We start from the raw sequence: 18,175 nt of genomic DNA on the forward strand, positions 1-18,175 counted from the left end.
GACGGTGAGGGAACTCACCGTCTATTCGTACAGAGAAAAGCTTAGATTGTCGGTTCGCTGACCAGCCCGTCGATAATCACCTGCGGCACCCCCTGCGAACAGCGCTCAATGCGCCCGCGTACGCCATAGACTGCTGACAAACTTTCCGGGCTAATCACCTCGGCTGGTGCGCCATCAGCAATCAAATTACCGTTTTGCAGCATCAGTACGTGATCGCCGTGACGTAGCGCGATATTGATGTCATGCACTACCACGACGGTGATGATGTTGCGCTTACGCGTCTCCTTGCGTACCAAATCCATCACGTGGAACTGATAGTTCAGATCCAGCGCGCTGAGCGGTTCATCCAGCAGAAGCAGCGAGGGTTGACGGATCAACGATTGCGCTAATCCAACCAGCTGTTTCTGTCCGCCGGATAGCTGATCGAGATAGCTCAACGCCAGATGTTCAATGCCCAACTGACGCAGCAGGCTCATCACTTCATCCTGCTTTTCGGCACTGTGCATGCCGCCGGACGCACGCTGGGCGACGATAATCGATTCCAGCACGTGCAGGTGAACGCCTGCGGGCAAGGATTGCGGCAAATAAACGACTTTTTCCGCCCGCTGAGCGAACGGTAACGTCATCAGATTGGTGTCATCCAGCCACAGTTCGCCTTCAGAAGCGTTCAGACCCGCCATTGCACGCAGCAGCGTGGATTTACCACTGCCGTTGGGGCCAAGCAGCACGGTAATTTTCCCGCGCGGCAGCTGTGGTACGGACAGATCGTGAATCACCTGACGCTTGGGGTAACCCGCGCGAAAGTGGGAAAGGCGTAATCCAGAAGAGGTTTGCTGGTTCATACGTTTCCTCTGTGGCGCAGGATAATACTCAGGAAGAAGGGAACGCCAACCAGTGATGTGACGATCCCGACAGGGATAATGACGCCGGGGATAAGGTTTTTCGAGGCGACGGACGCCATCGACAACACCAGCGCGCCAGTTAATGCACTGGCAGGCAGATAGAAGCGGTGATCTTCACCGAAAACCATACGTGCGATATGCGGAGCCACCAGACCGATAAAGCCGATGGGGCCGACAAACGCGACTGAAATGGCGGACAAAATACTGATGCGCAGCAGCGTCGCCAGACGCAGACGGCGAACGTTAATGCCAAAACTCACGGCGCGATCTTCACCCAACCGCAGTGCGGTCAGTTTCCATGAGCTCATCAGTGAAATGGGCATCACGATAGCGAGCACCAACAGCAGGATACCCAGTTTTTCCCACGAGGCGCGGGCCAGACTGCCCATCGTCCAGAACACCAGACCTTGCAGCGTGTCTTCGTTGGCGATGAATTGGAGCATGGAAACCAGCGCGTTGAAGGTGAACACCAGCGCGATACCGAACAGCACGACGCCTGAGGTGGCGACCTGCGTCCAGCGTGTAATCCCATCAAGCAGCAAGGCTGCCAGCAGGGCAAAGATAAAGGCGTTTGCAGAGATAAACCACTGAGCCGGAATACCGGGGATACCGATGCCGAGGACGATAGCCAGCGCGGCGCCGAATGCGGCTGCGGAAGACACGCCGAGCGTAAACGGGCTGGCCAGCGGGTTGTTCAGGATGGTTTGCATTTCTGCACCCGCCAGCCCGAGCGACAGCCCGACAATAATCGCCATCAGCGCGTAAGGCAGACGAATATCCCAGACGATTACGCGCGTACCCGCATCGGCGCTGGCCGGATCGGTCAGCGTCTGCCAAAGCACATCAAGCGTCAGACCTGAAGGCCCCATCGTGAAATCCAGTAACAATGAGCCGATGATGATCAACAGCAGTATCGCCATAACACTCACACGGCGTCGAATGATGCCGCGATAGTTGTCCATAACGGTGTTGGCATCTGCTACAGGGGTGCGGATGCCCGGTTCAGTGGTTGTACTCATGAAAAATTACTCACCTTGTTTCCAGGCAAAGATAAAGTCACTGTCAGGCAGCGAGGTAAAATTTTGAATGATATGGTGATAGGTGTCATCAGGATTCAAACTGGTAAACGCCTGAGGATAAATATCCTTTGCCAGATATTCCATACCGACAATGTTGTAGGGATGGTTGTAGAAATGGTGGTAAACGCCATAAACGTGTTTCGCCTCAACAGCCGGAATCTGGCTAATACCGGTACGGCTTAACAACGTATTGGCCTGAGCGCGGACATCGTCGACGCTGGCGCCATAGCCTAATGGCAGTACCTGACTGTTGCCACGTTTAGAGCCCGTCATGATGTAGGCGTCAGGTTTCATGCTGATGATTTTTTCCAGCGAGACAAAACCCGTTGCCCCCGGCAGCAAATCTGAACCAATATTTTTCGCGCCGACCGCTTCAACTAATCCGCCCCAGCCGCTTTTGCTGTGTGTGAAGCAGCAGGAGTCCGAGTTTCCGGCAATGGGTTCAACAAAGACGCTCGGTTTTGGCGTGATTGCAGCGGTTTTCTGCTGAATGGCATCAAAGTGTTGGCGGTAGAAATCGGTATACGCTTTGGCATTGGCTTCACGGTTCAGAACCTGACCTAACAAGTCGATGCTGGGGGCGGTATCTTGCGCCGGATTCACTTCGTAGTCGACAAACAGGACGGGAATATTGAGCGCGTTGAGCTTGTCGATTACGCCGCTTTCTTTCAGCGCAGCTTTGGCACGCAGTTGGGCAATCATCAGGTCAGGCTGTTTTGACAGCACGCTTTCCAGATCGACATTCCCTTTGTCACTGAACCCCATATCCAGAATGCCGACGGACTGAGGCCATTTTCCTTTCAGCATGTCCCAGGTTGCGGTGTCCTGCTTTTTCGCCAAATTGTTCCAGGCGACCAGACGCTGGAAAGGATTATCGCGATCGAGCAATGCCATCGCCATAATATCACGCCCATCTTGCAGAATGATGCGCTGTGGTTCTTGTTTAATGGTGACACTTTTTCCGTCGAGATCGGTGACGGTAAGAGGATATTGGGTAGCGTAGCTAAAGAATGGCGCGGTGCAGAGTGCGGTCAAAAAAAACGATCTTACTGATTTTCTTAACATGGTGGTGATCCTAATTCACAGTTTATCAATGTGATGAAGTTATCAGTGTAATGCGGTTGATAATTATTATCGTATAAGGATAAACAATGCGTATACAGGATTCATATGTAAAGAAAAATAACAACTCCAGCCCCTTGCATTTTTATGTAGGAGCCGGAGTCGGTCAAGATTAGCGTTTTAGCGCGTCGCTCAATTCTTCACGGATGGTGCTCAGCATCGCTTTCACCACACGTGGGTTGCCTGCAACCAGGTTACCGGACGCCATGTAGTTATGGCCGCCAACGAAGTCTGTTACGATCCCGCCTGCTTCACGAACCAGCAGCTCGCCGCCTGCGAAATCCCACGGCTTCAGGCCGATTTCAAAGAAGCCGTCAACGCGACCCGCAGCAACATACGCCAGATCCAGTGCAGCAGAACCCGTACGGCGGAAATCAGCGCAGTGGGTGAACAGGGCGTCGATGGCATTGATATAGCTTTTGCTGTGTTGCTTTAATTTGAAGGGGAAGCCTGTTGCCAGTACGGTGCCTTCCAGATCGCGAGCCGTGCTGCTGCGCAGACGATAGCCGTTCAACTGCGCGCCTTGACCACGGGTCGCGGTAAACAGTTCATTGCGCATAGGATCGTAAACGACGGCAACTTCGGTACGGCCTTTAATGCGGACCGCGATAGATACAGCGAAGTGAGGTAAACGTTTGATGAAGTTGGTGGTGCCATCCAGAGGATCGATAACCCATTGTACTGCCGGATCTTCACCTGCCAGCTCGCCACACTCTTCACCAATGATGGTGTGCTGCGGGTAAGATTTGCGGATGACTTCAATGATCAGACGTTCAGCATCCCGATCGACGTTGGTTACAAAATCGTTGCTGCCTTTTTGGCTGGCTTCGACGGCGTCTGGCGTTTCATAGTTTTTGGCAATCAAATTACCGGCTTTACGCGCAGCGCGTATAGCGATGTTGAGCATCGGATGCATGGTATCGGTCCACTGGAATGTTAAAGAACGGAAAGCGGCGCAGAGTATAGCAGCAGAAAAGTAAAATAGCTAAGTTTGTGTTAAGGTATAGCGATTTCCTTTTTGCACTACTTCCTTCTATCTATTCGCACAACAGAGTTCATATGTTAGACAATATTCGCATTGTTCTGGTTGAAACGTCGCACACTGGTAATATGGGGTCAGTGGCCAGAGCGATGAAAACCATGGGGTTAAGCAAACTTTATCTGGTCAACCCGTTGGTTAAGCCTGATTCACAGGCCATTGCGTTGGCGGCAGGTGCCAGCGATGTTATCGGCAATGCCACCATTGTTGATTCGTTCGATCAGGCGCTCGAAGGATGTGGCCTGGTCGTTGGCACCAGCGCGCGTTCCCGAACCTTACCCTGGCCGATGTTGGAACCGCGTGAGTGCGGCGTTCGCAGCGCGCAGGAAGCGGAGCACGCACCGGTGGCGCTGGTGTTCGGGCGTGAACGCGTGGGGTTGACGAATGATGAACTTCAGAAATGCCATTACCATGTGGCGATTCCTGCAAACCCTGAATACAGTTCGCTCAATTTGGCGATGGCAGTACAGATTATCGCTTATGAAGTGCGCATCGCACATTTGGATCGGTTACAGGCTGGGCAGCCGAAACACGAAGAATCCCCGTATCCGCTGGTTGACGATCTGGAGCGGTTTTATCAGCATCTTGAACAGACATTACTGCAAACCGGGTTTATCCGGCCAGCACACCAGGGGCAGGTCATGAACAAGCTGCGTCGCCTGTTTACCCGCGCCAGACCTGAAGCTCAGGAACTTAACATCCTGCGTGGAATACTGAGTTCGGTACAAAAAACACACGATGAATAATACTTGAGTATTTTACTTGGTTAAATAGTTGACTAAAACACTCAGGAATGTCAGACTCGCGGTATGTTCTGTCAATACATGTTTCCATAATACATGTTTTACCTACAGGTACCACTATCATGAGACTGACATCCAAAGGCCGTTACGCCGTTACCGCCATGCTCGATGTGGCTCTGCATTCCCAGGAAGGGCCAGTTCCATTGGCGGATATTTCTGAGCGCCAAGGTATTTCACTGTCTTATCTGGAGCAGCTGTTTTCACGCCTGCGTAAGAATGGACTGGTTGCCAGCGTTCGTGGCCCAGGTGGCGGTTATCTGCTGGGTAAAAACGCGAATGAAATCGCTGTCGGCATGGTTATTTCTGCTGTCGACGAATCCGTTGACGCCACGCGTTGTCAGGGTCGTGAAGGCTGCCAGGGTGGCGATCGCTGCCTGACGCACACGCTGTGGCGCGATCTGAGCGACCGTATCACTGATTTCCTGAATAACATCACGCTGGATGAACTGGTGAACAATAAGGAAGTGCTGGATGTGGCGGATCGTCAGGATGCGGATATTCGCCGCACCGCTAACGGACGTATTCAGGAAACGATCAACGTTAACCTGCGCGCCTGATCCACCTTCAACGTGACGAGCACTTTTACTCGTCACGTTTTGCCTTTCTGATAGCCGCATAATTCTGACCACATTGTCCAATGTGGCGTTGGTGCTAGCCCGACTATCACGGCGTGTTATGACGATAATGTGTTCCGACGATAAAGTGTGCCAACGATAACATCGTCAGATTTTTTGCATTGGCCCGAGAGGTTGCGGGTATAAACAGCCTGTCAATAAAACAAAACGCATTGTACGTTTTGAAGTGATGTACGGAGTTTATGAGCAATGAAGTTACCTATCTATCTTGACTACTCAGCCACCACGCCAGTTGATCCGCGCGTCGCTGAGAAAATGATGCAGTGTTTGACGTTGGACGGTACGTTCGGTAACCCGGCTTCCCGTTCCCACCGTTTTGGCTGGCAAGCGGAAGAGGCGGTTGATATCGCCCGTAACCAAATTGCTGAATTGGTCGGTGCCGACCCACGTGAAATCGTTTTTACGTCAGGCGCGACCGAAGCCGATAACCTCGCGATTAAAGGTGTTGCCAACTTCTATCAGAAGAAGGGTAAGCACATCATCACCAGTAAGACCGAGCACAAAGCCGTGCTGGATACTTGTCGTCAGCTTGAACGCGAAGGCTTCGAGGTGACTTATCTGGCTCCGCAGCGTAACGGCATTATCGATCTGGCTGAACTCGAAGCCGCAATGCGTGAGGACACCATTCTGGTTTCCATCATGCACGTTAATAATGAAATCGGTGTTGTGCAGGATATCGCAACGATAGGCGATCTGTGCCGCAGTCGCGGTATCGTGTTCCACGTCGATGCCACGCAGAGCGTAGGCAAGCTACCTATCGATCTCAACCAGTTAAAAGTGGATCTGATGTCTTTCTCCGGCCATAAAATCTATGGGCCGAAAGGGATCGGGGCACTGTATGTTCGTCGTAAACCCCGAATTCGTCTCGAAGCGCAGATGCACGGCGGCGGCCATGAACGCGGCATGCGTTCTGGCACCTTGCCTGTGCACCAGATTGTCGGTATGGGCGAAGCCTACCGCATCGCGAAAGAAGAGATGACCGCAGAAATGGATCGCTTGCGCACGCTGCGCGATCGTCTGTGGAACGGTATTAATGATATTGAAGAAGTCTACCTGAATGGTGATATCGAGCAGGGCGCACCTAACATTCTGAACGTCAGCTTTAACTACGTTGAAGGTGAATCGCTGATTATGGCGCTCAAGGATCTGGCGGTATCGTCCGGTTCTGCCTGTACGTCGGCCAGTCTGGAGCCCTCCTACGTGTTACGTGCGCTGGGCATGAATGATGAGCTGGCGCATAGCTCGATCCGTTTCTCGCTGGGGCGTTTTACCACCGAAGAAGAGATCGACTACACCATCGAGTTGGTGCGTAAATCCATCGGTCGTCTGCGTGATCTTTCTCCGCTGTGGGAAATGTTCAAGCAGGGCGTGGATATCAGCAGCATCGAATGGGCGCATCATTAATTCACCAGATCGGGGACGACTATCATGGCTTACAGCGAAAAAGTAATTGATCACTATGAAAACCCACGCAACGTGGGTTCATTTGACAACGCCGATCCTTCTATCGGCAGCGGCATGGTCGGCGCGCCAGCGTGCGGCGATGTGATGAAGTTGCAGATAAAAGTCAACAATGAGGGTATCATCGAAGATGCCCGCTTCAAGACGTACGGTTGTGGTTCTGCCATTGCCTCCAGCTCGCTCGTCACTGAGTGGGTAAAAGGCAAATCGCTGAATGAAGCAGAAGCGATTAAGAACACGCAGATTGCCGAAGAGCTTGAGCTACCGCCGGTGAAAATTCACTGCTCCATTCTGGCGGAAGACGCTATCAAGGCAGCGATTGCGGATTATAAAAGTAAACGCGACGCGCAGTAATCTCTGCGGCTGAACTCGGCGGGGCACCGTGGCTCTCGGTGCCTGTTCCCGTCGAGGTGGCGAACGATCGAGGTAACAGTATGTCGATTTCTCTGAGCGAAAGTGCGGCACAACGCGTGAGCGCTTTCATCGCAAACCGGGGCAAAGGCCTTGGGCTGCGTCTTGGCGTACGGACATCCGGCTGTTCCGGTATGGCGTATGTGCTGGAATTTGTTGATGATTTGAACGACGGCGATACAGTCTTTGAAGACAAAGGCGTCAAAGTTATCGTGGACGGTAAAAGCCTGGTTTATCTTGACGGAACCGAGTTGGATTTCGTCAAAGAAGGGCTGAACGAAGGCTTTAAGTTCAATAATCCTAACATTTCCGGCGAATGCGGTTGCGGCGAAAGTTTCAACGTCTGACCCCTCTTGGGTAGTCGCGTCCTGTCAGTGAATGATCGGCACTGCTACCCAGCACTCCCTGAGTACCACTATGGATTACTTTACGTTATTCGGACTGCCGATTCGCTATGATGTGGATGGCGGCCTGCTTGCATCTCGTTTTCAGGAACTGCAACGTCAGTTCCATCCTGATCGTTATGCTGCCAGCCCAGAGCGCGAGCGTATGCTGGCGGTGCAACAGGCGGCGACGATCAACAATGCTTATCAGGCGCTCAAGCATCCGCTGAAACGCGCGGAGTATATGTTGTCGCTGCACGGTTTTGATGTGAACAACGAACAGCATACGATGAAGGATACGGCATTCCTGATGGAACAACTGGAACTGCGCGAAAAATTGGATGCGATCTCGCAGCGATCGGATGCGGATGAGGCGCTAGCCGCGTTTTCTGCGCGGTTGCAGGCAACGATCGTCAAACGCCGTTCGCAGATGCGTGATGAACTCAATAGTGAGACGTGGACAGACGCCGCAGACAGCGTGCGCAAGCTACGCTTTTTAGACAAGCTCCAGCAACAAGTTGAAGCACTCGAAGAACAACTGCTGGACAAATAACGGGTTAATTCGGCGGGAAACCCGATGGCTATTGCCAGATTGGATTTTTCGCTAGCCAATTGATGGAAGCTCAATATGGCCTTATTACAAATTAGTGAGCCTGGCCTGAGTGCCGCACCGCACCAGCGCCGTCTGGCTGTCGGTATTGATTTAGGCACCACCCATTCTCTTGTTGCCACCGTACGCAGCGGTGAAGCTCAGACGCTAGCGGATAGCGATGGGCGCGACCTGCTGCCCTCGGTTGTTCACTATCGTCACGATGGTCACAGTGTCGGCTGGCACGCGCGCGATAATGCTGCCCGCGATCTGGAAAATACCGTCAGCTCAGTCAAACGTCTGATGGGGCGCTCTCTGGATGATATTCAGCAACGCTACCCGCATTTACCGTATCACTTTCATGCCAGCGATAACGGCCTGCCGTTGATTCATACCTCGGCTGGCAACCTCAATCCTGTACAGGTGTCGGCGGATATTTTGTCCGCGCTGGCTGCGCGTGCGGAAGCGGCGTTAGGCGGCGTGCCGGATGGCGTGGTGATTACCGTTCCCGCTTATTTCGATGACGCACAGCGTCAGGGCACCAAAGATGCAGCGCGTCTGGCTGGGCTGCACGTCTTGCGCCTGCTGAATGAACCGACCGCTGCCGCGATTGCCTACGGGCTGGATTCCGGTAAAGAGGGCGTGATCGCTATTTACGATCTGGGCGGCGGCACCTTTGATATTTCCATTCTGCGCCTGAGCCGCGGCGTTTTTGAGGTGCTGGCAACGGGCGGGGATTCTGCGCTGGGCGGTGATGATTTCGATCATCTGCTGGCGGAGTGGCTGCGTGAGCAGGCGGGCATTCACGATCGTGACGATCGCCAGTTGGATCATGCCTTTCGCCACGCGGCGGTGAAGGCTAAAGTTGCACTCAGCAGCGTCGAGTCGGTGCGTGTGGATGTTGCTGGCTGGCAGGGTGAGATCACCCGCGAGCAGTTTGATTCGCTGATTGCTGCGCTGGTGAAACGTACGCTGCTGTCCTGCCGTCGCACGCTGAAAGACGCGGGACTGACGCCAGAAGACGTGCTGGAAGTCGTGATGGTGGGCGGATCGACGCGTGTTCCACTGGTGCGCGAACAAGTCGGCACGTTTTTTGGCCGTACACCGTTGACATCGATCGATCCAGACAAAGTCGTGGCGCTCGGCGCGGCGATCCAGGCGGATATTCTGGTGGGCAACAAGCCGGACGGTGAAATGCTGCTGCTGGATGTCATCCCTTTGTCCTTGGGACTGGAGACGATGGGCGGATTGGTGGAGAAAATCATTCCGCGCAATACCACGATTCCCATTGCGCGTGCACAGGAATTCACCACCTTCAAAGACGGCCAGAGCGGCATGATGATCCACGTCTTGCAGGGTGAGCGTGAAATGGTAACGGATTGCCGTTCGCTTGCCCGTTTTTCGCTGCGTGGTTTGCCGTCGCTGCCTGCTGGCGGCGCCCACATTCGTGTCACCTTTCAGGTCGATGCGGATGGCCTGCTGAGCGTGACGGCGATGGAGAAATCGACGGGCGTCGAGGCATCTATTCAGGTTAAACCGTCATACGGTTTGAGCGATACGGAAATCGCCACGATGATCACCGATTCGATGCTGAATGCGAAGGAAGATGTCGGTGCGCGTCGTCTGGCAGAGCAAAAAGTGGAAGCGGCACGCGTGCTGGAAAGTTTGCAAAGCGCGCTGGTGGCCGACGCCGAGTTATTGAGCAATGACGAAAAAGGCATCATTGTCGCGGCATCCGAACACCTGTACACGATGATGCAGGGCAGCGATCCCGTGGCGATTGAAGCCGCGATTAAAACAGTCGATCAACAAACCCAGGAATTCGCGGCTCGTCGTATGGATGCCTCTATCCGTCGCGCGCTGGCAGGCCATTCTGTGGATGAGGTGTAACATGCCTAAGATAGTTTTTTTACCGCATCAGGATCTGTGTCCTGAAGGTGCGGTGTTGGAAGCGGAACGCGGTGAAAGCATTCTGGAAGTCGCTTTGCGTAACGGTATTGATGTTGAGCACGCCTGCGAGAAATCCTGTGCCTGCACCACCTGCCACTGCATCGTGCGTGAAGGGTTTGACTCGCTGGCGGAAAGCACGGAAGAAGAAGACGACATGCTGGATAAGGCCTGGGGGCTGGAGCCGGAAAGTCGTCTGGGTTGTCAGGCACGTATCGCCGGGGACGATCTGGTTGTCGAGATCCCGCGCTATACGATCAACCATGCACGCGAGCATTGATCTGAATAAGGATAAACCGCGATGGGATTAAAATGGACAGACAGCCGAGCTATCGGTGAAGCGCTTTACGATCAGTTTCCCGATCTCGATCCGAAAACCGTGCGTTTCACGGATATGCACCAGTGGATTTGTGAACTGGATGAGTTTGACGATCGACCTGATGCTTCCAATGAAAAAATTCTGGAAGCGATCCTGCTGGTCTGGTTAGATGAAGCAGAATAGAAACATGACGGGGCTGCCTTGGGTGGCCCGTTTTATTCTCGTGCCAAAATTCGTAACATTTTCATGTCATGATGCACCGTTTATTTATCTGCAAACCGAGTATTTATAAGCGAGAGCGTTTATAAACACGTATTGAGAAGCAGAACGTCTGTAAATATGAACACCACCTGCAAACATGAAAAGTGGCAGGAATACCTATTATCGGAGAAGCACTATGACGAACAATACCATGCTGATTTCACTCTCCACTCAACCTGCTGACGCGCGCTGGGGAGAAAAAGCGACGCTGAGTGTGAATGAGCAGGGTTTTACCATTCATGTAGGGGCGTCCCTGAATGACAAAGCTGCACTGGCGGTGATCCAACGTGCTGCCCGCAAAATTGATGGGCAGGGAATTAAACACGTTCAGTTAGCCGGTGAAGGCTGGGATCTGGCAAACAGCTGGGCATTCTGGCAAGGGTATCGCGGGCCGAAAGGGCAAAGAACGGTTGAGTGGGCTGAGCTGAACGACGCCGACAAGAAAGAGCTGAACGATCGCCTGAAGATTGTGGACTGGGTGCGTGACACCATTAACCTGCCTGCTGAAGATTTGGGGCCAGAGCAGTTGGCAACCCGCGCAGTCGATTTATTGTGTGATGTTGCCTGTGACGCCATCAGCTACCGCATCACCAAAGGTGAAGATCTACGTGAGCAAAATTATGCCGGTCTGCACACGGTCGGCCGCGGTTCTGAACGTCAGCCGGTGCTACTGGCGCTGGACTATAACCCGACGGGTAACGCAGATGCACCGGTGTTCGCCTGCTTGGTGGGTAAAGGGATTACGTTTGATACCGGCGGCTACAGCCTGAAGCCTAGCGGCTCTATGGACTCCATGAAATCAGACATGGGCGGTGCGGCCACGCTGACGGGCGCGCTCGCGCTGGCGGTGTCACGCGGTTTGCAACAGCGTGTGAAGCTGTATCTGTGCTGTGCAGACAACATGGTGAGCGGCAATGCGTTCCGACTGGGCGATATCATTCGTTACCGCAACGGCAAGACGGTTGAAGTCATGAACACGGATGCGGAAGGGCGTCTGGTGTTGGCGGATGGTCTGATTGATGCCTCCGAGCAGAATCCGCAGTGGATTATTGACTGTGCAACGCTGACGGGCGCGGCAAAAATGGCGCTGGGCAACGACTATCATGCGCTGTTCAGCTTCGATGATGAGCTGGTGGCGGCATTGCAGGAAAGCGCGACAGAAGAAAACGAGCCGTTCTGGCGCTTGCCGCTGGAAGAGTTCCACCGCAGCCATCTGCCGTCCAGCTTCGCGGATTTGAACAACATTGCCAGCGGTGCACACACCGCCGGTGCCAGCACGGCCGCGGCTTTCCTGTCGCACTTTGTGAAAAATTACCAGCAAGGCTGGCTGCACATTGACTGTTCCGCGACGTACCGTAAAGGCGCGGTAGATCAGTGGGCGACGGGCGCTACCGGGCTCGGTGTTCGCACGCTGGCGAATCTCCTGCTGAGCAACGCCAAGTAATCGGTTCAGGTCTTAAAGCGTCGGTTTTTTAACGTAATCATGTTGAGGAAAGTATGGAGTTTTCGCCACGTAATAAACTGGAAGAAGTGCTGATTCTGGCTGCAACGGAACCCGCGCATCGTCCAGAATTTTTCAGTGAACTGATGGAAGCCACGGTGTTTGTGCTGGGCACGACTGATGACGGGGATGAATCCGGTGAGGTGGTGTTGCACGCGGGCAGTAGTGTGAACATCCAGCACTGGGAAAAAGACGATGGCTCGTCTGCTATTCCCTTCTTTTCTTCTCTGGAAGCATTGCAGAGCGTGATTACGGAAGAAGCGTCTTTTCTGGCTCTACCGACGCGTTCGCTGTTTGAAATGACACAGGGTGTCACGCTGTTCCTCAATCCTAAACTGCCGTATGGCAAAGAGTTTTTGCCGCAGGAAATTGAACATATTCTGTCTGGCGAAGGTCACGGTTTTGTTCAGCAGCGTATCGTCGAAGAAGAGATGCAGGTCTTGCTGAGTCAGCCAGCCGAGATGCCAGCACAGATGATTGATTCCCTGACGCAGCTGTTTACCAAGCATCGCCATGTAAAACGGGCGTTTCTGGCGCAGATTCAGGAGCCGGACGAAGAACAGCCCCACCTGCTGATTGGGATTGATGTCGATCAGGATGAAGAAACCATCATCCGTGAAGCGGGCAGCGTCGCCAGTGATACCTTGCCGGACGAGCGTCCTGTCGATCTGTGTTTGGTGAAAGAAGGTGAGCCGGGGATCAGCCACTACATGATTAAGCACACCACGCCGTTCTACGAACGCAAGTGGGGGAGTTTCCTGAGGGAGTTTAAGGCCACCGGCAACGCCTGATACCCGTCATACTTCAAGCTGCTTGTGCGTTGGCTGCCCTTACTCACCCCAGTCACTTACCTGTGTAAGCTCCTGGGGATTCGTGCGGTTGCCGCCTTCACACAACTCGAATTATTTAGGGTATATAGGGTATATAAATTTGATAGAGGCGACAGCGGATTACGATTTTTCCGCTGTTGCCTGCAACAACAGTAAATCAATCAGCATCACCAAATTCGATTCAAATGAGCTAATTTCGCCGGCCTCCGCCGCATAGTGAACCGCATCATCGTAGAGCCGGAAGTGTAAATCGGCCAACTCGCCTAATGAATTCAACGACGCTCGGGTAAACGCGATCACCTTCATGCCAATGTTTTTGGCGATACGCGCCTTATCCAACACTTGTTCGGTCTCTCCACTGCGGGAGATGGCGATAAACACCTGATATTTCGGTGCGTTATTAAGAAAAATGCCTCGGCTGTCTCCTAGCCCGGAAGAGAACGCATCTTTCCCCAACACCTGTAGCTTCTTTGCCAAATATTCGGCAAACAGGTGAGAGAACCCCGCTCCATAGAGGAAAAAGTGGCTTTTCTGTCGCAGGAGAGCGCTGAACGTCGCTCTATCCTGATGGCTAATGTAGGCAAATGTGCGGCGGTAATTGTCGACAAAATGCAGGAAAGCATCGGGAAGCGAAGCGTCATCAGGCGTGGCGACGGGTGAGGGGGAAAGCCGCGGATTATCCGTGAGCAGCGTTTTACAGTGATAAATGAATTCACTGTAGCCGCTAAAGCCGATTTTCTGGCACAGCCGCATGATGGTGGCGGTGGAAACGTAGGTCTTCTGTGCCAGCTCACGCACCGTAATTTTGCCTATCAGCGACGAATGTTCGGCGATAAAAGCCAGCACGCGGTATTCCGCACGCGTCAGCACCTGACCGTGCTGCATTAAAGATGCCAGCCGATTATCCACCCGCTACCCCTGATTGACGGCAATAAAATACCTAACGGGATTAATCACGCGCAATCGGAACATCATCGCGGCTACCCCAATCACTCCATGAACCGTCGTACAGCGTCACATTCGGGACATTTAACTGCGTCAGCGCTAGTACCACGACAGATGCGGTGACGCCGGAGCCACAGCTAGCGACGATAGGGCGAGTGAAATCCACCCCATGCTTATGCAGAATGGTTGCCAGTTCAGCGTTGGGTTTCAGCGCACCGTTATGTACTAAATCGGTCCACGGCACGTTCAGGCTGCCGGGAATATGGCCGCGATGCAGGCCGGGACGCGGTTCGTCCACTTCGGCATGAAAGCGCGGAGCGGGGCGGGCATCGACAATCTGTTCTGACTTATCCCGGCTGATGGAGAGCATGTCGTCGCGTGAGCGAATCGCGCTTTCATCCAGCGTGGCGTGAAACGTGGTTGGCTTTGGCGTCACATCGCCCTGTTCCAATGGCAGATTCTGCGCTGTCCAGCCCGCCAGCCCACCGCTCAGAATGGAAACGGATGTCGCGCCGAAGGTGTGCAACATCCACCACGCACGCGGTGCGGAGAAGAGATTGCCTTCATCATAAATCACCAGATGTTGCTGATTATCGATCCCCAGTTCGCCCATCGCCCGCGCGAAGTCTTCGCGAGTTGGCATCATATGCGGCAGATCGGTGCTGTGATCGGATAAGGCTTCAATATCAAAAAAAACCGCGCCAGGCAGGTGGCCGGCGCGGTATTCGGCATGAATATCACGGGTGGTATTGCCCGGCGGCAGCATGCGGGCATCAATGAGTGTGATACTGCTGTCATTCAGGTGGCTGGCAAGCCAGTCTGCGGAAACAAACCGCTCATGAGAAACGGGCAAATCAGAAGACGATGCTGACATAGATCCTCCACGTTGGGGCCGACGAATTCAGCCCCGAATCTACCATTGATGTGCAATGGTAGATTCATTGTCAGCGATTTTTCCTCATCCGACAAGTCGCAGATTATTGGGCGATACCGTCTCTATATGCTTGTTTTAATTGCGGCCAGTAATCCTGATTGGCTTCAATCATCTCATCCAGAATGGCTTTGGCGTGCTGCATCGTCGGCACGGTACGGTTCAGGGTAAACGCCTGTAAGGCCTTCTCGTAGCTGCCTTCCAGCGTGGCTTCTACTAGCAATTGTTCGGACGCCAACTGCTGTTCCAGTAAGGCACGATGGAACTGCGGTACGTTCCCCATCCGCACCGGCTCCGGCCCTTGTGCGGTGATATAGGCGGGCACCTCCACCATCGCGTCGTACGGCAGATTGGCGATGGCACCTTTATTCTCGACGATCACCAGATGACGCTGGCGCAGATCGAACGCCAGCGAGCAGGCGACATCAACAATGAACGCGCCGTGTACGCCAACGTGGAACGCATCCGACAGAATACCGGTTTCTTTGTAGCTGGCGGCAGCCGCAAACAGCTTCTTCTCACGCCCGTCCATCACCTCATTGGCGCGCGTGTAGTCAGGATCCTGATGTTCCACGATCTGATTCGGCATCAGGTAATACTGCAAATACGGATTCGGCACGAACTCAGGGAAATGATCCATGATGGGTTTGATGTTGCGCCAGGTTTTCACCCACGATGGATCGGCGTGTTGTGGGTCAGTATCGGCGGCATCGGCGGTCAGCAGGCCGTAGCGGGCGATGTGTTCGCGCAGTTCCGGCATACGATCGATGCCATCGACCAGCACGCGGGTAAACCAGCCAAAATGGTTTAGCCCGAAATAGTCCACCGTGATGTCGTGACGATCGACGCCCAGCACGGCGGCAATGTTACGCATCGCGGCAACCGGCATGTCGCAGATATTCAGAACGCGGGCGTTAGGACGCAGGCGGCGTACGCCTTCGGCAACGATCGCGGCAGGGTTGGAGTAATTGACGATCCACGCCTCTTTATGCGCATAGCGCTCAACCAGATCGATAAGCTCAGCCATCGGCAGAATGGTGCGCAGGCCGTAGGCCAGTCCGCCGGGGCCACAGGTTTCCTGCCCAACGACGCCGTGACGTAGCGGGATTTTCTCGTCCTGCTCGCGCATCTTGTACTGCCCGACACGCATCTGGGCAAAAGCAAAGTGGGCGCCGCTAAACGCGGTCTCCGCGTCGGTCGTGACGGTAAAAACGATGCTGTCACTGTGGTCGCGAATGACCTTTTCCACCACCGGCGCGATGATGTCCTGCCGCAGGCCGTCGATGTCATACAAACGAATCTCTGCCAGCGGGAAATCCGCGAGACGTACCATCAGACTCTTTACGATGCCTGGGGTATAGGTGCTGCCGCCGCCGGCAATGGTCAGAATGAATGGGGGTGTCGTCATGGTCAGTCTCCTGTTAAAGCGCGTTTTCAACTGCTTCGCGTATCGTTTTGACGTGAAGTCCGTAAACCACCTGTACGTTGTTACCCTGCCGGATAACGGCTTTCGCACCGGTGCTCTTAAGTTGTTGCTCGTCTACCAGCGTTGGGTCGATCAGCGTGACCCGTAAGCGGGTGTAACAGTTATCCACTACCTCGATATTCGGTTTACCGCCCAGCCCAGCGATGATGGTGGCACCGATAGGTGGAGCATCACTTTTCACCGTATCTTTCGTTTTTACCTGGCTCTCGGCTTTCGCCTGATATTCGTTTTTAGAGTACAGGCGCGTCTCTTCCTCATCGGTTTCACGTCCGGGTGTTGGCATATCGAAATACAGAATCAGGAAGCGGAAGACGAAGAAGTAAATCACCGACATAGTCAGCCCAACCGCGATGTACATCGGCCAGTTAGATTTCTCGATGCCCAGCGGCAGGTTATAAAGCAGAAAGTCGATGACGCCGTTGGCACCAATGGCATGTACGCCCATGATGGAGAACAGCATCATGCCTATGCCAGTTAGTACGGCGTGGACGGCAAATAGCATGGGCGCGACGAACAGGAAGGAGAATTCTAGCGGCTCGGTGACACCCAGCAAGAAAGAGGTAAAAGCGGCCGGAATCAGAATGGCTTTGGCGGCCAGACGCTTTTCTGGCTTCGCTGTGACGTACATCGCCAACGCGGCGGCCGTCAGACCAAACATTTTACTGATGCCACGTGCGTCCCAGACTACGGTGGAACTCAACTGCTTGACGTCCTGGCAGGCCATTTCAGCAAAATAGATGTTGCGTGCACCCTGATATAGCTTGCCGCACACTTCTGCGGTGCCGCCCAGTTCGGTGTACAGAAATGGGGTATAGACCAGATGATGCAGCCCAGTAGGGATCAGCACGCGTTCCAGAAAGCCATAAATGGCGATGCCAACAGGGCCTGCCCCCTTAATCGCGAAAGCCAGCCAGGTAATGCCGTGCTGAGCAAACGGCCACAGCGCGCTCATCGCAAAGCCCAGCGCAATCGCCAGCGGAATAACCAGAATGGCGACGAAGCAGTGGCCGGAATAGATCGCCATCACGCCGTTAAACTGTTTGCTGGAATAGCGGTTATATAGATAGCCTGCAAATCCGCCGATCAGGATACCGGCGAAAACGCCCATCTCCAGCACCTGAACGCCCAGCACCACGCCTTGCCCAGCAGCGCGCATCTCTGCGGCTGGCACGAGTTTGCCCTGTAATTGCAGCGTGATATTCATGGCGTTAATGAAGATGATGAACATCACCAGACCGATCAGCGCAGCGTAGCCCTTATCGCGTTTTGCCAATCCAATCGGGATCCCAACGGCGAATACCAGCGCCAAATTAGCCAAGATCGCTACGGCAGATTTGGAAACCAGTTGACCAAAATCCTGAATTAAAGGGTGATTAAGTAAAGGGACATAGCCCGCTAAGTTGCCGTTACCAAACACGTTCCCAAATGCGATGAATAGCCCGACAATAGGAAGTATCAGCACAGGCCCATACAAGGACTTGCCGAAATTTTGCAATGCATTGACCGCTCTTTTCATTATCAGCCCTCTTAC

At 53.7% G+C, this 18,175-nt stretch carries 19 protein-coding genes; 11 read left to right on the top strand and 8 right to left on the bottom strand.

The features are described from left to right. Positions 1–41: 41 nt before the first annotated feature. From H0247_RS06120 to suhB, 4 genes are all read right to left on the bottom strand, one after another. Positions 42–842, bottom strand: a complete 801-nt coding sequence (locus tag H0247_RS06120) for an ABC transporter ATP-binding protein (protein WP_180741752.1) — start codon at positions 840–842, stop codon at positions 42–44. After that, positions 839–1,921 (bottom strand): iron ABC transporter permease, encoded by a 1,083-nt coding sequence (locus H0247_RS06125; RefSeq protein ID WP_180741753.1) that lies wholly within the window; start codon positions 1,919–1,921, stop codon positions 839–841. The genes H0247_RS06120 and H0247_RS06125 overlap by 4 nt, the downstream gene beginning before the upstream one ends. Positions 1,922–1,927: 6 nt before the next feature. Further along, on the bottom strand, positions 1,928–3,046 hold the full coding sequence (locus H0247_RS06130) for an ABC transporter substrate-binding protein (RefSeq protein ID WP_180741754.1): 1,119 nt from the start codon (positions 3,044–3,046) through the stop codon (positions 1,928–1,930). A gap of 169 nt (positions 3,047–3,215) precedes the next feature. Beyond that, the gene (gene suhB, locus H0247_RS06135; protein WP_180741755.1) at positions 3,216–4,019 is read right to left on the bottom strand and encodes an inositol-1-monophosphatase; all 804 of its coding nucleotides are present in this window, start codon (positions 4,017–4,019) and stop codon (positions 3,216–3,218) included. Positions 4,020–4,162: 143 nt separating this feature from the next. Here suhB and trmJ point away from each other — a divergent pair, with 143 nt between their 5' ends. From trmJ to sseB, 11 genes are all read left to right on the top strand, one after another. After that, on the top strand, positions 4,163–4,888 hold the full coding sequence (gene trmJ, locus H0247_RS06140) for a tRNA (cytosine(32)/uridine(32)-2'-O)-methyltransferase TrmJ (protein ID WP_180741756.1): 726 nt from the start codon (positions 4,163–4,165) through the stop codon (positions 4,886–4,888). A 119-nt stretch (positions 4,889–5,007) separates the two neighbouring features. Then, on the top strand, positions 5,008–5,502 hold the full coding sequence (gene iscR / locus H0247_RS06145; protein ID WP_180741757.1) for a Fe-S cluster assembly transcriptional regulator IscR: 495 nt from the start codon (positions 5,008–5,010) through the stop codon (positions 5,500–5,502). A 267-nt stretch (positions 5,503–5,769) separates the two neighbouring features. Further along, positions 5,770–6,984 carry an IscS subfamily cysteine desulfurase gene (locus tag H0247_RS06150; RefSeq protein WP_180741758.1) on the top strand — a complete coding sequence of 405 codons (1,215 nt, stop codon included), beginning with the start codon at positions 5,770–5,772 and terminating at the stop codon, positions 6,982–6,984. Between the two features lie 24 nt (positions 6,985–7,008). Then, the gene (gene iscU, locus H0247_RS06155; RefSeq protein ID WP_005970177.1) at positions 7,009–7,395 is read left to right on the top strand and encodes a Fe-S cluster assembly scaffold IscU; all 387 of its coding nucleotides are present in this window, start codon (positions 7,009–7,011) and stop codon (positions 7,393–7,395) included. Positions 7,396–7,475: 80 nt separating this feature from the next. Then, positions 7,476–7,799, top strand: coding sequence for an iron-sulfur cluster assembly protein IscA (iscA, locus tag H0247_RS06160; RefSeq protein ID WP_010307854.1), 324 nt, complete (start codon positions 7,476–7,478; stop codon positions 7,797–7,799). 70 nt (positions 7,800–7,869) lie between these two features. Beyond that, positions 7,870–8,388 (top strand): co-chaperone HscB, encoded by a 519-nt coding sequence (gene hscB, locus H0247_RS06165; protein ID WP_180741759.1) that lies wholly within the window; start codon positions 7,870–7,872, stop codon positions 8,386–8,388. A gap of 75 nt (positions 8,389–8,463) precedes the next feature. After that, the gene (gene hscA / locus H0247_RS06170; protein WP_180741760.1) at positions 8,464–10,314 is read left to right on the top strand and encodes a Fe-S protein assembly chaperone HscA; all 1,851 of its coding nucleotides are present in this window, start codon (positions 8,464–8,466) and stop codon (positions 10,312–10,314) included. Position 10,315: 1 nt separating this feature from the next. Beyond that, complete coding sequence (gene fdx, locus H0247_RS06175) at positions 10,316–10,651, top strand: ISC system 2Fe-2S type ferredoxin (protein WP_005970171.1); 336 nt, start codon at positions 10,316–10,318, stop codon at positions 10,649–10,651. Positions 10,652–10,672: 21 nt separating this feature from the next. Continuing rightward, positions 10,673–10,873 carry a Fe-S cluster assembly protein IscX gene (iscX, locus tag H0247_RS06180; RefSeq protein ID WP_010280073.1) on the top strand — a complete coding sequence of 67 codons (201 nt, stop codon included), beginning with the start codon at positions 10,673–10,675 and terminating at the stop codon, positions 10,871–10,873. 214 nt (positions 10,874–11,087) lie between these two features. Beyond that, positions 11,088–12,395, top strand: a complete 1,308-nt coding sequence (pepB, locus tag H0247_RS06185) for an aminopeptidase PepB (RefSeq protein WP_180741761.1) — start codon at positions 11,088–11,090, stop codon at positions 12,393–12,395. A gap of 53 nt (positions 12,396–12,448) precedes the next feature. Beyond that, positions 12,449–13,243, top strand: a complete 795-nt coding sequence (gene sseB / locus H0247_RS06190; RefSeq protein WP_180741762.1) for an enhanced serine sensitivity protein SseB — start codon at positions 12,449–12,451, stop codon at positions 13,241–13,243. 159 nt (positions 13,244–13,402) lie between these two features. Here sseB and H0247_RS06195 read toward each other — a convergent pair whose 3' ends face one another. The 4 genes from H0247_RS06195 to H0247_RS06210 form a co-directional block, all read right to left on the bottom strand. Further along, on the bottom strand, positions 13,403–14,191 hold the full coding sequence (locus H0247_RS06195; protein ID WP_180741763.1) for a MurR/RpiR family transcriptional regulator: 789 nt from the start codon (positions 14,189–14,191) through the stop codon (positions 13,403–13,405). 40 nt (positions 14,192–14,231) lie between these two features. Continuing rightward, the gene (gene sseA / locus H0247_RS06200) at positions 14,232–15,101 is read right to left on the bottom strand and encodes a 3-mercaptopyruvate sulfurtransferase (RefSeq protein ID WP_180741764.1); all 870 of its coding nucleotides are present in this window, start codon (positions 15,099–15,101) and stop codon (positions 14,232–14,234) included. Positions 15,102–15,204: 103 nt separating this feature from the next. Beyond that, a complete protein-coding gene (locus H0247_RS06205; RefSeq protein WP_180741765.1) occupies positions 15,205–16,566 on the bottom strand; it encodes a 6-phospho-alpha-glucosidase in 1,362 nt (453 codons plus the stop codon). Between the two features lie 13 nt (positions 16,567–16,579). Further along, on the bottom strand, positions 16,580–18,160 hold the full coding sequence (locus tag H0247_RS06210; RefSeq protein ID WP_180741766.1) for a PTS transporter subunit EIIC: 1,581 nt from the start codon (positions 18,158–18,160) through the stop codon (positions 16,580–16,582). Positions 18,161–18,175 lie beyond the last annotated feature (15 nt).

It is taken from the genome of Pectobacterium sp. CFBP8739 (genome assembly GCF_013449375.1).
Lineage (GTDB): Bacteria > Pseudomonadota > Gammaproteobacteria > Enterobacterales > Enterobacteriaceae > Pectobacterium.